Genomic DNA, 13,727 nt, shown 5'->3' with positions numbered 1-13,727 from the left:
TGCCAATGAAGATCAGAAGCTTGGTCGCGATAAACGGATGCATTTTTTTGATTGTCAGTCACGACAGACTAGCTTACACCACCATGACTTGGCCGTTCATCAGCATAGGCAGCAACCAATCGCGGAGCTGACTGAGGTACTGATTTTCACGCTGGTTGACGATTAATTTTTTTAGGATTGGATTGATCACCTTCCCAAACTCTGCAGCAACCTTTTCCTCATAGGGCAATTCAAATCGCATCATCACAGACGGATTGACGCGCTTATGACTGTTTGATGTCCCCGAGGCCGACTGTACGCAATGCGAGATGAACTGCTGAGAAGTCGCAATCAAGAAAAGAAAGTTCTTTAAATTTTCGCTAGAGCTTCGCCATACAACGAACTCGGTTGAGCAGATTTGATCTGCCTCATCCATTGCGTAAACAACCCGATTGCTCCATGGGTTAAGCTTTGAAACCAATAGGTCAGCACCAAGCACAGTGAACTTGTTACTCCCTATTGACTGACCAGGCTCTACACCGTAGGTCTTGACGACATCAAAAACGGGGATACTAAAATGCTTGAATAATCTGTCGGGAAAATCTGCCGGATTAAGTGATTCATTGCTAACAGGCGTGATCGACGACAACGGGGTAGCGGCCCAATTCTGAGGGATGTCCCGTTTCAAGAGGGTGTTATAGACCATCTTGCCGCCGGAGGATTTGTAGGGCTTGCCGTCGGAGTCAGGAAAATCGAACTGCACAAACCAGTAGTCGAACAGCGCCTTGGCCATAGCCTCAAGCTCAAAATTGATGCGCTTGTTACAATCAATCTTGGCATCGAGGGCGGAGAGTGCCCCGACGATTTTTTTTTGCTCTGTCAGATTTTTTGGCAGGCGTATAACAAAGTTTTTGATGTCGTCAGAATTCAGGTTTTTCCTCACACCAGAAGATAAGTTCCTAAGTTCATTATATTGGGTTTTCAGGAAATAATAGACATACTCAAAATCAGCGAGCTCCGGATCAAGCTCAATATTGCAGCATGCCTGATTTGTCGCCATCTTACTTTTTATTATCGAAACATTACCGCGTGTCTTTCCTTCGCCGTACATCGCGATAGATAGAGTGTTCGGCGGATAAACCTTAATACTGGTTTTTCTGAGCGCAACCTCCGAAATTTTCTCGGTTGTACTGTAAATTAATTTCTCGCCAAGTTGCTCCGTTTTCAACCATGGAATCGTACCATTTAGCCAAAACTCGGGATTGCTTCTTAATGGAGTAAGTCCACTGGAAACTCTATTGGCTATTGCCCAGACAGGCTTACTAAGCATATTTCAACCCCATCAACTGTTTTTTTATCTCCTGTTCCAACCCCGACGACTCTTTGAACAGATTATCCAGATTGGCGGCGAAACCCTTCATCTTCGCGGCGAACTGAGCCTGCGTTAGGTCGGAATATTCGATCCTTACATCGAAATACTGCCCGGCGCTCAAGCTGTAATTTTTGGCAGCAATCTCGTCATAACTCACTAGCGCCGAGAAATCCTCTATTGCCTGCTTGCCATTAAAGGTAGAGATGATGCGGTCTTCTTCGGCTACCGATAGCAAGGTTTTCTGGTTCTTGCCGTCCTTGACCTTGGTGCCCAGGCTGGAGGCGTCGAGCAGTACCACACCAGCCTTGTTAGCATCGTCGATGAAAACGATGGACACGTTGGTGCCGGTGGTTGCAAAGATGTTACTCGGCATGGAGACCACGCCGGCCAGCATCTTGTTGTCCACTAGATGTTCACGGATCTTCCTGTCGACACCCGACTGGGCAGTGATAAAACCGGTAGGCACCACGACTGCCGCCTTGCCGCCGGGTTTCAGCGAGTGGATGATGTGCTGCAGAAACAACTGGTAGATAGACATTTTGTCAACGGCTTGCTTGGGGATGTTCGGCACCCCAGCAAAGAAGCGTTCCCGATGTTCCTTGCTGTCCAACTCGTTGCGAAAATCGCTGAAATCCATCTTGAATGGTGGATTGCTGACGATGTAATCGAATTTTTTAAGCGTCTTCCCCTCTCGGTGGTAGGGGTGAAGCATAGTGTTCCCCTGGATGACATTGGGGATGGAATGCACCAGGTTATTGAGGATCAGGTTCAGGCGCAGCAGGCTGGATGATTTTTGCGAAATGTCTTGCGAGTAGATGCTGCATCGCTGCTCTCCGATAGCATGGGCGATATTCATCAGCAAGGTGCCGGAGCCAGCGGACGGGTCGTAGCAGCTTACATTCTTGATTTTCCCCCGCACCTTCTCCGGTACCAGGATCGCCGCCATGATCTTAGCTACGGAGTGTGGTGTGTAGTACTCGGCATATTTACCGCCACTGTTGCTGTTGTAGTCCTTTATCAGGTACTCGAAGAGCGCGGCGTAGAAATCATACTTCTGGGTAAAGATGCGCTCGAAGCTGAACTCCACCAGCTTGTTGATCAGGGCGCGGCAAAAATTGTCTCGCTTGGACGGGTCGGAGATGTATTCGCTAACGCGATCAAACAGCGTGACCTTGGCTCCCCCATCGGTTTTAACCGCGAAGATATCGTTGTTGGTAATGGCGATGTCGCGCAGGGTGTCATCAAACAACTTGGCGAATTCAGGCTCATTCTGCCGACCGAACAGATGGGCGAGGAAGTGTTCAGGCTTCAGGCGTGGAGTGTCCGGCCCCAACTGCAATTGCAGCATTTCCAGTTCATCGGTGCTAAGACCGGCCATGGCCTGCTCCCACGTGAGGGCTAGGCTTAGCTCAGGGCGGATTTTCTTGGCCTCGAAAGTGAACTTATCGTTGAGAAACTTGTAAAGAAAGACCTGGGTGATGATCTTGAATTCGTTGCCATCGTTACCCAACCCATAGGCAGCGCAGATGGCCTTTAGGCTGTCGATCAGTTGGCGGGTGCGTTGCTCAAATTCTTGCGTTACCACGTACGTGTTCCTATTCGAGTGCCTGAGGCAAATTCATTTATGTATTCGGCCACCACCAACTGGTTGATGGTGTGGGAGGCGTCTGGGGTGAGCTGGATTTTCTGGCGATTTTGGAACTCGCCAATCACGAGCGGCATCATCATCCGCCCGAAGTAGCTTTCGTTATTCATTAACTGGGTGTTCTGCAGCACCTGCTCGTCGGCTGCTTGTTTGACGCCAGAGAGCGCCTCAAACAGGCGGCGTTCAGTTTGCGTGAGGCCACCACGCTCTTGCAGGCGCTTGTGGATGCGGGTGTATTTGGCATCGCCCTTATATTTAGCACGCAGCTGGTTGTTCTGCCGATTGAGCTCTTTGACCTGGTCATGAATCGCGCTGAGCGCACCGATGTTGGCGGTCATTTCGTCCTGGGTGACTTCGTTTAGTTTCTTCTTCTTGAACAGCCGCTCCAGCTCTTCCCTCAGAGTGATGAACTTGGGGTCTTGCTGGTCGAAATTGTCGGCTAGGGCCTCGCGGGTCTGGCGCAGAGTGTTCTTGAGCTTGTCAGCCAGTACCAGCTCTTCTTCCCGGATCTTAGTGAACATGAACAGCACATCTTCCAGCGCCACGTTGAGCAGGTTGCTGGTGTCGGCACTGGATTCGATGCTCTCTTTCAGGTTGAGCATGTCGAGGTGATTGCAGGTTTCGCGGTAGAGCTGGTTAAGCTTCTGAAAATCAAGCTGGTGTAGGAGTGCGTAGTCAGCCTGCAGGCGAATCAGGTTATAGAGGCTACGGGCGTCGGCCAGTGCTTTCTTGAGCGCCAGCACCGTGGCGCGATCCTGAATTTGGGTGATCTGCCGCGAAAACTCTTCGGCGTTTTCGATGTTGAAGCTGAATAGGATGTCCTTTATCGCTTCGATTTCCTCGGCGATTTCCTCAGCGGATTTGAACAGGTTGGAGTAGTGCTCAACCTCATCGCCTAGCTCGGCCTGCAGCTCGTCGAAATAGGCCTTGTTGGTGGCGTCGAACTCCTTGCGGATGTCGGCGAAATCGACCACATAGCCGTAGCGAAAAGCCTTGTAAGTGCGATTGACGCGGGTGAGTGCCTGCAGAAGGTTGTGTGAACGGATCACACGGCCAAGGTAGAGCTTTTTCAGGCGCTTGGCATCGAAGCCGGTGAGCAGCATGTTGTAGACAAACAGTAGGTCGATCTTGCCTGCCTTGAAGTCTTCCACCCATTGCTTGCGCTCTTCCTTGCTGCCCACGTCGTGCAGGATCAGAGCGGCGCTTTTGGCGCGATTCTCCAGCAGGCTGCGGGCGGCATAGCTACCGGGCTGCGTGGCAGCGATCAAAGCTTGCGAGGAGTCCTGCAGGTTGGGGCTGGGCTGGCCCTGCTTGGCATGAACAGCGTTGAAGATCTCGAACATCTGCCGGGCCTGGTCGGCACTGTCACAGATCACCATGCCGCCGATGCTGGCATCAGCTAGCGCACCGCGGCTCTTTTCGAAATCACGCACGATGTATTCGAGCATAGGCTCGACGAACTTCGGGTGAGCGTAGATGAGCTTGCGGTCGATATCGCCTTGCTGCAGCTCTACGGCAGCAAGTGCTTCCTGAAGGACCATTTTGTAGTTGGTGGCAATTTCTTCGCGAATCAGGCGCAGGGTATAGCCGTCGGCGATGGATGCGTTGTAGTAGTACTTGTGGATGTAGTCACCGAACAAGGCGCGAGAGTTGAAATCATCGCCCAGCAACGGGGTACCAGTAAGACCAATTTTGATGGCGTTGCGGTCCGACTGACTGAGGTTGGCGAGGAAGCTGCCTTGCGGGTTGTAGCTGCGGTGCACTTCGTCAAGAAAGTAGACGCGCTGGATATTGACGTCGTAATCCTCGGTACGCACCACGTCCGGGTCATCCTGAAATTTCTGGATGTTAACCACGGTAATTTCTGGCCTGCCGCTGTGGTTGTGCAACACCTGAGTGGCCTTAATGTCACGAGCGAAGGCTTCGCGACTGTCGACTGTGTGGACGATCAGCCCACGGCCATTGAATTCGCGCTGAGCCTGAATAAGAAGATCAAGCCGGTCGACGATGAAATAGAACTTGGGAATTATGCTCTGACGCTGGAAGTAGTCCGTTAGAAAACGGGTGTTGTAATAGGCCAGCGCGGTTTTCCCGCTGCCTTGGGTGTGCCAAATGATGCCCTTGCGTACACCAGCATTGAGCTTCTTCTCAATCGCCTTGGTGGCGAAAAGCTGCGGGTAACGCATGACGTGCTTTTGCAGGCCATCTACCTCGTTGACATACACGAGCGCAAAACGCAGTAGAAAGGCCAGGCGTTGGCGACTGAACAATGACGTGCAGATGCGGTTGGTCGGAGCATCGGGATCTTTGTTACTGAGGAACTCCGGGCTGTGCTTGATGACGTTGAGATTGTTGTCGCGCAGCACTGTGTTCTCGACGTCATCATCTTCTGCGACTAGCAACTCGGCCAGATTTAACGCTTCCTCTTCACGGAAGTAGTTAAAGATCGGCATGTCATACGAAGGGCTGCCATAGAACGCACCTTCGATGGGCTGCGGCGAGCCGTCTTCGTACTCCATGTTGTTGGAGAAAACCATCAGCTGGGTGATGTTGATGAAACGACGGAAGCGCGGATTGCGGCAGCGTGTGATGATCCGGTTACGCTCGGCCAGCACGCCTTCGCGGTTGTGGGGCTTCTTGACCTCAATAAAGGCTAGCGGCATGCCATTGATAAGCAGGGTGATATCGGGCCGAAACTCGTCATCGCCGTTTTTGCAGGGCAGCTCGGTCACAACGTGGAAGCTGTTGTTGTCAAAATTCTCGAGGTCAATCAGGCGGATGCCCGAACGCTCTGTGAGCTTGTCGTAGAACGCCTTGCCGAGGTCTTCGTTATCCAACAGAAGCTTCACCTCGACCAGCAGACGATCGATGTCATCGGTATCTACTCCAGGGTTGATCCTGGCCAGCGAAGAACAAAAAAGCGCCGGAAAGATATTGGTTTGCTCATCCCAGGAAGCCCCCTTCAGAGAGAGGTAGCTGTAGCCCAGGCGAACCAGGTGCAAGATGCAGGGAATCTTGACGCGCGAATCTTCACTGAAAACCATCAGGTATGCTCTTCCTTATGCAATGCGCTAGTTGTGTTGCGCTACGATGTCAGAGGCATCATCCGCCCCTCCAACACGCACCCATTCATCCACTTCGGAGAGCTGGAACTTCCAGAGTCTGCCAATACGATGAGCCGGCATGCCCCGCCGCTCACGCCAGCGATATACCGTGTCCTTGGCCACACCCAAGTGAAGGGAGACCTGCTCGGCAGTGACCCAAGGTTCATTGCTCATGGTAATTACGCTCATTCTAAAGCTGTCATAGTCGTCTTAAATCGGCTGGAGACTAACAGAACAAGGCACAGCTGTGCAGATCTCACTCCCATCTTCGTCAGGCCCAATTGCTGATGGCGAATAGCTGTGTGCTCGGCCCGCCATCAGTCCGACTAGGGTTAACCCACACTGAATACGCCCTAATTGCGATGTCATCCCCGGCTAGTATCGAAGCCTCGCTGGCGATCTCCAAAGGACTTCGTAGCCGCTTTGCAGAGGTAGCTAGCGCGATGGAACAATGCAGGCAACTCGTCCTCATCACCAGGACGGACATACCGGTCTATTCGGTACTCAGGATTCTCTGGGATATGGACCAGCCCCCTGACCTGATTCACTGACAGCCCCAGAGCACTCGCCCACGCCTCCTCCATGCGACTGATATTATTGGCCCTCTCAGAACGTAGGCGTCCCACCGTGTAGTAGGCATCCCGGTTTAGCAGAATGAGCAGGTGGTAGTGCGGCATCCCTCCCCCACCGACCTCTCTAGCCCAGACGTAGCGAGCCTTGCAGTCACGGGCGTAGTGATTCCGCTCACGTGCCTTGTCCAGGTTGTGCTCGATCTTGGCGTTGAAGGAGGCAATGAACCTGCTGATGACCTGATTCGTATAGGCATGGTCAGGGAGATCGATATCTTGGGGTAACCTGAGATCCACTCTGAAAGCCAGCACCCTTGAATACTGAGCTAGCGCCTGATCTATCGTTCGTTTCAGCCGGGAAAGGTACTCCATGACGAAAGGCCCCTTGTCGACCATCACAGGTAGAGTTTCAAACGTGCCCTCATAGTGCAGCCGGAGGTTGGTGTTGTCGGGATGACGAAGCAGGTAATGGCGGGGGTTGCTAGGATTTCTATTCATGGTTATGACGCCTCAGTTGATGAGTTTCATAACCTGAGCCTGCTGTATATTTTTTTACCGTTACCTCGTACCTGCCTCCCGCTCTCTTCAGGATGCGCTAGTCGATGCTGCAATGAATCTGCCCACGAACCCTACGGGTAATAAGTATTAGTAAAAGCATACTACCCGCACCGCAAATGACGCTCTCGGACACACCGGGATTGAGGGAGGATTTTTCCAAGCTGCACCGTGAATTTCTTCAGGGCGTCTACTCCGGAGATAAACCATCGATGTGCGTGGACGAGCCTTGATAGCCATCACCCGAATTCCGACCTCCCAACGATCCGAGTAATCAAGGAGCAACATTGCTCGGTCAGCTGAGGACGTCCGATGAGGAGTGCTGTCCTATCCAGCATAAGCACCATTACCAGCTTCCAACCGGTCATGGCGCACAGGGTCGTTTTTAGCTGGCCATGCTCAAGCGGCCAGACCGAGCTGGAACGGTCTCAGCTAAATCCCGCTCCTCGATCCGTGCCAAGATCCAATCGTGTATTTCGCTCTCAACCCAGCCGACGCAGCGTTCGCCGAGTGATACCGGTTTAGGGAAGGTACCTTCCGCGATATATTTGTAGATGGTCGACCGGGCAAGACCTGTCGAAGCGATGACTTCTATTAAGCGGATGATCCTCATGAACGGGGCTCCTCTGTTCGTTCAGAGGATTGGCAGGGGCGATAAAAAATAACCGCCTAGACGGCTGTCGCTCGTGACGGTGTGAGCAACCCCGCCTTCACTCTAAGCTCCGCAGGGCAAAGTGCTTCCGTGGGGATTTCCTTAGTTTCAACGTGCTCGCCCGCTTCTCTCAGCAGCCTGCCACCGCCACCGGTGCCATCAATCAACATCCCCAAACTGGCATACCCCAGCCGCAGATCACTGGGTAGAAGTCTGAATTTCAGACTTGACCAGGCAAGCCCATCAATCTGTGAAAAGCGCACCTTGCACTCACGCGCAAACTGAATAGTCATCGCGCATAAAAAATCTATGACTTCAGCCTCGTCGAGCAAACTCGCATCTTTAACGTCCCTCATCGGTTTGCGAAAAAATGCGCTGATGCGGTCTCGGGTATCCGGGGGAAAACCCGACTTGGCAACGCCTAGCTGCTCCCAGTGCTGTGTCAGAAGATCTGACACACACCCATTCAAAAAAAACTCAAGCTGCTCAATCGCGTGCTTGGGCGCACGCCTAAAAAGGCGGAGAACCGAAGCAGGCGTGGGAAAAACAGAGGACGTGTGTCTAGCAGCAGGACTACGCCAGTGTTCAAGATCAAACCAAACGCCCTCCATATACCGTACAGAGTCAGCCCACTCGTCCGCACACTCATGCACAACGAAGCCGATCATGTCCGCCCCCAAGGTGATTTGCCGATGGTTCAGGTTAAGGACATAACTGCTTTTGAGCTTTTCAGCAAAAATGGGGCTGGCGACTCCAGGCACGTACCGTCGAATAAATCCCATTTCAATGAGTTTCTTAATTCGCTGTTTAAGGCTTGTCTGCTCAAGACCGGCGAGTCGGCATAGCTCTACATTCCCGAACGAATTTACAACACCAAAACGGTCTGCATGAGCGAATAGCATTGCGAGAAGAAGCCGATTGGATCGACTGAGTAATGAAGTGCGATTCGGCACAGCGCCCCTCTCCTGCTCCACCCTCGCGGGCTTCGCCGGTACCACATGAATCTCCACGTCAGGTCTTGTGGCGTAAATGTAAGGCCCCTTGATTAGGCGCTCGACCACGCCCAAGTACGGCGCAGCAGCGAGGGGACGTGGGACGGCCCTCCCTAGCTGGAGTTTCATAGCAATGCCGTCATGCAGGCGGAAGGATTTTTTCGGCCGACCGACTCCTCGACCCGACTCAGCTGAAGCAATCAACACCGAATCCTTCAAAAGCACGCTGAGCGCAACTGCACACTCTGCCGTAGGCACGCCAAGGCAGCCAGCTAGCTCATCAATGGTGAGAGGCCCTGCGTTCGTGAACTCGTAGCGCAGGTAAAACGCCGCCAGCGTGAACCGTGCCCTTGAATCATGCGCCCCTAAAATCAATGACAACAGTTCGATGAGCATACGTCATACCAGAAATAATTTAGCTAAATATACCCTATTTTTCTTCTATCAATAAACTCTGAGCAAACGCATAACGTTATGCATAACGAATTGAATAGCGGAGTACCTTAAGCTATAACATTATCTCGGTTGATGACACGGGGTATGCGATGCGCCAGAGAACAATAGGCTTAGATTGGCTGGACGAAAACGACAGAGAGCAACGGCGTTGGGCACTGAGCTACCTCAGAACCAAAGGGATGGCCAACAGCTCTGTCGCTACGCATGAGTTCATGCTGGAGCGAGGTTCGGAGCTAGAGCGGTCAGCAGAGGGCCGTAAAGTTCTCGATTTGATGAAAAACGCCTGGCGTCAAAAGCGGGGCCGAGCTCCCACCAACGGAAGGCAACCTTGCACCTTCACTCTCCAGCTTTCGACCAAAAGAACGTTAGCCAGATTAGCCAAAGCCAACGATATGCCCGCCACTTCGCTTCTTGAGATTCTGATCGAGAACGCAGCGAGTGAAGCAAAAGACCAAAAAGGGTGGATGAAGCTGCAAAAGACACGCGCTAATGATTTGAAGCGCGAACTAGAGGAATGGAAAACTCGGCAAGCCAAGACTGAGGTCCACCTAGAAAAATGCTTTACCCTTCTGACCGACTGGGAAAAAGCGTTGAACGGTGAGGGTTCAAGCGATATTAATGAGCTCATGGTCGAGACAAAGAGCCTGCCGCCGATGGAATTGATCAAGGAGGAGATCAATCACGCCCTTGAAGTAATCCAATCATCCGCTGGTCGCAGACATCGTAGGGACCTGAAGCCGCATTCAACATCTGACTCCATGCCTCCAATCAGGAAGACTGATTTAGTAAGATTTCACAAACGCCCATGTGATGCCGTGCAAACTGCAAATACATCCGTAATCCCTAGCCCATCAGATGATCAGCATTCCGCCAAAAAACCAAAATACGCGATTCAAAAGCGCAAAAGGCTTTCAGAGCAGACCCTGAATTCGCTGCGTAAAATGTGTGTGGTTCCTGAACAGCATGAACTCGATACTCAGTATGCTGATGATGATTGAGTGTCCGAGGTGCGAACAGGCCATACCTAACATGGGTATTCCAAATAGTATTCCAAGAGAAAAACAAAACTGTATATTTTCTTTATTATCAAAAACTTATTAATCCAGTTCAGATTACCCCGGCCCACCAAATTGCAAATGAAGACGCCCTAGGGCGTCTTTTTTTGTGGGTGGGATTCGGTGGGCTTGCACACACGCCTGCCTTCAATGCAGCATCACCGATGTGCAGCTGCTTTTCGTAAAGAGCATAGCTCGCGCACCGTAAGGGCCTGGCTCTGCGATTTGAGGTGGTCACGTCACGGGACGTCAACCCGCACAGGAAAAAGGTGCTTGACTACGAATCTCAAATGTATGAGTTTTGCTATCGTACGACGTCAATGAACTAGATTAAGAGATATTCCAAGGAGCTGGAATGAGTATTGATGCATATCTTTGGATTGATGGCATTAGCGGAGAGTCTATGGACTCTGACTGCAAAAACTGGATTGAGATTAATACGTTTTGCCTATCAGCCTCTCAATCAGTGTCAAGGACTGCAAGCTCGGCAGGCGGGGCTACCGTAGCCAAAGTCTACTTAAGCGATTTCAGTATTGTAAAACTCGCTGACAGTGCGACTCCAAAAATCCTCGAAACATGTTGCGCAGGCCGACATATCAAGCAGATGAAGCTGTATGTACGTCGTGCGGGCGGCGACAAGCAAAAATATCTGGAGTACGTATTTGACGAAGTCATAATAAGTGGCGTTGTATCCGGCAATCTATTTGAGCGATCACCCTCAAACTTTCCTGAGGAGGTAGTTAGATTTAATTACGCCAAGATCAGCATGCAGTATTCACAGCAAAGCCGAACCACAGGTTTGATAATTGGACAGATCTCCGGTGGCTGGGATCAAGTAAAAAATAGCACTTACGCATAAGGATAGTTTAAGTGGCTAGAATATATTGTTACGACGGCGACTGCGGATTAACTGCAAATGAGCTGCTATTTGTAATTGCTACAGAGGTGGCAATGGATGAATTTGGATTGGACGATGCGGGGGCTGCATTAGCCATCGTCTTAGGTGCCAATATAATACCAACTAGAACAAAGCCTGGCGGAGCGATTAATAATACCTCCATCATGTCCATAGTTATGCGACGCACTCTAAACAACCGCAAGTTTCCCGGAAGCTTCAGAGCACCCTCTCTTACAGGATGGTTTCCGCCGCACCTCCGATGGACACGAAGCATTGGCGGTTTCATCGCACGGGCAACACCCGTTATTGGATGGTCTTATACTGCATACGAACTGGGTAAGATAGGATACGTAACGGTGAACACCTACAACTCTATCGTAGATGAACAAGATCAGGTTTTTTAAGATGGATAAAAACGGTCTGAATCATGACATCCTTATTTATCTCATAGAGAGAATCTACTTTTATGTTGGATTCGGCAAAAAAGCATTTGAAACTCTCAGCCTCGCCACCAGAGTCAGTTGGGATCTAGGGCTTGACGGTGACGATGCCAGTGACTTCATGGAAGATTTTTTCGAACACTTTGGCGTCGACCGCGGCGACTACGACCACTATCGTTATTTCAAGCCCGAAGGGACTGATATTTTCGTGTTTTTCAGGTCTAAAGATCGGCGTGCAAAGACAGTAATGACGTTAGGCATGCTATATGAAGCAGCCCAGATGAAATCATGGAACTGCAACATTCTTGAGAAAGCAAGCTTTAGTAGCTTGCCAATTTATAATAAAACCGAAGAAATCCCTATTGATGGGTTTAGTATAAAAACACGATGACTTTTATACCGGGAGATAACTAGGTGAATATTCGAGTGAATCGGTTCTTTTCTAGGGATCAACTCATGCTCAGCCTAAAAATTTAAAAATTAGGAATACCAAGCTGAGCAACCTTACCGTCGAGTCTGCACCACACCATTATTAAAGTAGGGGCCCATGCACGAGGTGATTACAGCTTCACTGAAATCAATGGCCCGCGCTACATTCTCCAGTTGGCCCGAGAAGCTGGCAGACCGAATGGACGGTTACGGATACCTGTCCGTGCGACGATATAAAATCGCAGTGACCGTACCGCTGGTTGGCTTGGTGATGGTCAGTTCAGCCGCCTATGCTAGTATCCAGAGCTTGGCGTTTTTTACAAGTGCCTTTTTTGTTTTTGGGATTGGCTAAACTCAGTGATACAAGCTTAAAATAGCGGAGAACCTTGCAAAAATTAGCGTCTGACAAAGGAAGAGATATCTGTGCTTAGGGAAGTCAAGAAGGCAGTGTTCAGCTGGAATGGCACAGCTACCGCCGTTGCAGTGCTCGGATTCCTTTCATCCATTGTGACAAATTTTATCGATACCACGCTCGATGTCTCTATCAGATGGTTAATATTTATTACTACCTTGACTTTATACGCCATCATCATTCTGCTGAAGGTCACCTACGACGCCATTGAACGAGGACGCCCCTCACCGCCGTTCGAGAATCCCATTAAGTACTCATCCGAACACGGTGTATTCGTTATCAGGAGGAACGAGCATTTTTTGACTAATATTTTGGTTGCTTGCTATTCACAACATGACGGGTTAGAGCGCCTCGCATATATCGGTGTGGTTGAGCATGTTCAAACGACACTTATTCAAATCAGAATTCAGCTTGACTTACAAATTCTAACCACTATACCAGTTGGTCCAGATGAACTGAAAATGCTGGAGATTCGCCCGGTTATACCCTTCGCTGCATTACAAAAGCTCACAAGCTAGGAAACCTGAGATGAATGATCGTTATGTCGCCAAAGTAGTCAGCGTTGTTGATGATACGACCGTGGTCATCAACATAGGAGCGGAACATGGCATTCGAGTTGGCCAAACTTACCTAGTGGTTGGACTAGGAGAAAAAATCAACGATCCAGATACGGGCGAAACTCTAGAGCAGCTTGAACTAGTTCGAGGCAGGGTTGCAGTTGTACATATTCAGCAAAAGATATCAACATTGACATCTACAGACATCCAGCGAGATCCAGATACAAGGCAGATAAAGCGATCGAATCACGGTGCCTTTCAAGCATCCCTGTTTGGATCTAACTACGCGACGACTGAGTTAATAACAGCAGGAATAGAGCGAACCAAACCACTTACAAGTCCAAAAATAGGCGACTACATAATTGAAGATTGAATTTCCAAATCAGGTTATGATCCCTCCTATTACAGCTGGAATCAATTTATGCTTGTCGTTGAGATTATAACTTGGAACATGATACCGACAATAAAAGCCCCGAGCTGATAAATTTTGGAGATGATCTAATTCTTGAAGAGTTATGAAACATGGGTTACGAGTGGATAGCGAGGCAGATGAGGTACAGCAGCTTTTAAATTGCAGGAGCGTACAGAAGGTGGGTGCACAAGACAGACAAG

General features: G+C 50.3%; 14 protein-coding genes. 7 read left to right on the top strand and 7 right to left on the bottom strand.

The annotated features are described in order from the left end of the window. Window positions 1-73 precede the first annotated feature (73 nt). The 7 genes from RYB66_RS12020 to RYB66_RS11990 all read right to left on the bottom strand — a co-directional run bounded on the left by RYB66_RS12020 (window position 74) and on the right by RYB66_RS11990 (window position 9,264). A complete protein-coding gene (locus tag RYB66_RS12020) occupies window positions 74-1,309 on the bottom strand; it encodes a restriction endonuclease subunit S (protein WP_316894468.1) in 1,236 nt (411 codons plus the stop codon). Next, on the bottom strand, window positions 1,302-2,936 hold the full coding sequence (locus RYB66_RS12015; RefSeq protein ID WP_316894466.1) for a class I SAM-dependent DNA methyltransferase: 1,635 nt from the start codon (window positions 2,934-2,936) through the stop codon (window positions 1,302-1,304). Before RYB66_RS12015 ends, RYB66_RS12020 begins: the two co-directional genes overlap by 8 nt. Then, window positions 2,930-6,040 (bottom strand): type I restriction endonuclease subunit R, encoded by a 3,111-nt coding sequence (locus tag RYB66_RS12010; RefSeq protein ID WP_316894464.1) that lies wholly within the window; start codon window positions 6,038-6,040, stop codon window positions 2,930-2,932. The genes RYB66_RS12015 and RYB66_RS12010 overlap by 7 nt, the downstream gene beginning before the upstream one ends. A gap of 27 nt (window positions 6,041-6,067) precedes the next feature. Beyond that, window positions 6,068-6,274, bottom strand: coding sequence for a helix-turn-helix domain-containing protein (locus RYB66_RS12005; RefSeq protein ID WP_316894462.1), 207 nt, complete (start codon window positions 6,272-6,274; stop codon window positions 6,068-6,070). Window positions 6,275-6,465: 191 nt separating this feature from the next. Beyond that, the gene (locus RYB66_RS12000) at window positions 6,466-7,167 is read right to left on the bottom strand and encodes an inovirus Gp2 family protein (RefSeq protein ID WP_316894460.1); all 702 of its coding nucleotides are present in this window, start codon (window positions 7,165-7,167) and stop codon (window positions 6,466-6,468) included. Window positions 7,168-7,609: 442 nt separating this feature from the next. Further along, window positions 7,610-7,837, bottom strand: a complete 228-nt coding sequence (locus RYB66_RS11995; RefSeq protein ID WP_217386507.1) for a helix-turn-helix transcriptional regulator — start codon at window positions 7,835-7,837, stop codon at window positions 7,610-7,612. A gap of 56 nt (window positions 7,838-7,893) precedes the next feature. Further along, complete coding sequence (locus RYB66_RS11990; RefSeq protein ID WP_316894457.1) at window positions 7,894-9,264, bottom strand: hypothetical protein; 1,371 nt, start codon at window positions 9,262-9,264, stop codon at window positions 7,894-7,896. A gap of 149 nt (window positions 9,265-9,413) precedes the next feature. Here RYB66_RS11990 and RYB66_RS11985 point away from each other — a divergent pair, with 149 nt between their 5' ends. From RYB66_RS11985 to RYB66_RS11955, 7 genes are all read left to right on the top strand, one after another. Then, window positions 9,414-10,322, top strand: a complete 909-nt coding sequence (locus RYB66_RS11985; RefSeq protein WP_316894455.1) for a hypothetical protein — start codon at window positions 9,414-9,416, stop codon at window positions 10,320-10,322. Window positions 10,323-10,734: 412 nt separating this feature from the next. Continuing rightward, complete coding sequence (locus RYB66_RS11980) at window positions 10,735-11,238, top strand: type VI secretion system tube protein Hcp (protein ID WP_316894453.1); 504 nt, start codon at window positions 10,735-10,737, stop codon at window positions 11,236-11,238. An 11-nt stretch (window positions 11,239-11,249) separates the two neighbouring features. Further along, window positions 11,250-11,681, top strand: a complete 432-nt coding sequence (locus RYB66_RS11975) for an STM2901 family protein (protein WP_080900569.1) — start codon at window positions 11,250-11,252, stop codon at window positions 11,679-11,681. Continuing rightward, on the top strand, window positions 11,659-12,108 hold the full coding sequence (locus RYB66_RS11970) for a DUF1493 family protein (RefSeq protein WP_057413614.1): 450 nt from the start codon (window positions 11,659-11,661) through the stop codon (window positions 12,106-12,108). Before RYB66_RS11975 ends, RYB66_RS11970 begins: the two co-directional genes overlap by 23 nt. A 156-nt stretch (window positions 12,109-12,264) precedes the next feature. Next, window positions 12,265-12,498 (top strand): hypothetical protein, encoded by a 234-nt coding sequence (locus tag RYB66_RS11965; RefSeq protein ID WP_016982250.1) that lies wholly within the window; start codon window positions 12,265-12,267, stop codon window positions 12,496-12,498. Window positions 12,499-12,569: 71 nt separating this feature from the next. Beyond that, the gene (locus tag RYB66_RS11960; protein ID WP_016982251.1) at window positions 12,570-13,076 is read left to right on the top strand and encodes a hypothetical protein; all 507 of its coding nucleotides are present in this window, start codon (window positions 12,570-12,572) and stop codon (window positions 13,074-13,076) included. A 10-nt stretch (window positions 13,077-13,086) separates the two neighbouring features. Further along, on the top strand, window positions 13,087-13,488 hold the full coding sequence (locus RYB66_RS11955; RefSeq protein WP_016982254.1) for a FlgT C-terminal domain-containing protein: 402 nt from the start codon (window positions 13,087-13,089) through the stop codon (window positions 13,486-13,488). Window positions 13,489-13,727: the final 239 nt, after the last annotated feature.

The sequence above is a fragment of the Pseudomonas syringae group sp. 243L2 genome, assembly GCF_032587875.1.
Taxonomy (GTDB): Bacteria; Pseudomonadota; Gammaproteobacteria; order Pseudomonadales; family Pseudomonadaceae; genus Aquipseudomonas; species Aquipseudomonas amygdali.
This window is presented reverse-complemented; position numbering and strand designations above follow the sequence as displayed.

What these genes read in the sequence shown, in the direction of transcription:
- RYB66_RS12005 (WP_316894462.1), bottom strand. Translation starts at nt 6,274, where the DNA reads ATGAGCAATGAACCTTGGGTCACTGCCGAGCAGGTCTCCCTTCACTTG.
- RYB66_RS11985 (WP_316894455.1), top strand. Translation starts at nt 9,414, where the DNA reads ATGCGCCAGAGAACAATAGGCTTAGATTGGCTGGACGAAAACGACAGA.
- RYB66_RS12010 (WP_316894464.1), bottom strand. Translation starts at nt 6,040, where the DNA reads ATGGTTTTCAGTGAAGATTCGCGCGTCAAGATTCCCTGCATCTTGCAC.
- RYB66_RS11955 (WP_016982254.1), top strand. Translation starts at nt 13,087, where the DNA reads ATGAATGATCGTTATGTCGCCAAAGTAGTCAGCGTTGTTGATGATACG.
- RYB66_RS11980 (WP_316894453.1), top strand. Translation starts at nt 10,735, where the DNA reads ATGAGTATTGATGCATATCTTTGGATTGATGGCATTAGCGGAGAGTCT.
- RYB66_RS11995 (WP_217386507.1), bottom strand. Translation starts at nt 7,837, where the DNA reads ATGAGGATCATCCGCTTAATAGAAGTCATCGCTTCGACAGGTCTTGCC.
- RYB66_RS11965 (WP_016982250.1), top strand. Translation starts at nt 12,265, where the DNA reads ATGCACGAGGTGATTACAGCTTCACTGAAATCAATGGCCCGCGCTACA.
- RYB66_RS12020 (WP_316894468.1), bottom strand. Translation starts at nt 1,309, where the DNA reads ATGCTTAGTAAGCCTGTCTGGGCAATAGCCAATAGAGTTTCCAGTGGA.
- RYB66_RS12000 (WP_316894460.1), bottom strand. Translation starts at nt 7,167, where the DNA reads ATGAATAGAAATCCTAGCAACCCCCGCCATTACCTGCTTCGTCATCCC.
- RYB66_RS11990 (WP_316894457.1), bottom strand. Translation starts at nt 9,264, where the DNA reads ATGCTCATCGAACTGTTGTCATTGATTTTAGGGGCGCATGATTCAAGG.
- RYB66_RS11970 (WP_057413614.1), top strand. Translation starts at nt 11,659, where the DNA reads ATGAACAAGATCAGGTTTTTTAAGATGGATAAAAACGGTCTGAATCAT.